Below are 294 nucleotides of genomic sequence, written 5' to 3' on the forward strand. Positions count from 1 at the left end.
ATAGAGTCCTTACAATGTATTTATCAAAACCATTAATAATTAATAATACATTTAAATTACAATAAATTAGGAGAATGAAATGGGCTTTATTTGGATGATTATCGTAGGTTTGGTCGCTGGTCTATTAGCACGAGCAATTAAGCCAGGTAGCGACCCTATGGGTTGGATTATGACCATTGTCTTGGGTATCGTTGGTGCTTTATTGGGCGGTGTCATTGCTAGCGTTATCGGCATAAATGCTGATGGTGGCTTTACTGGTCTAATATTCTCAGTAATCGGTGCCATTATCTTGCT

Annotated in this window: 1 protein-coding gene; it reads left to right on the forward strand. The window is 37.8% G+C overall.

What is annotated here, in order from left to right; all coding sequences use genetic code 11:
* Window positions 1-79 precede the first annotated feature (79 nt).
* Window positions 80-294 (forward strand): GlsB/YeaQ/YmgE family stress response membrane protein (locus AAEY88_RS12820; protein WP_350562996.1); only part of this gene is annotated, 215 nt, incomplete at its 3' end.

The organism is Psychrobacter sp. CAL346-MNA-CIBAN-0220 (assembly GCF_040309805.1).
Classification (GTDB): Bacteria; Pseudomonadota; Gammaproteobacteria; order Pseudomonadales; family Moraxellaceae; genus Psychrobacter.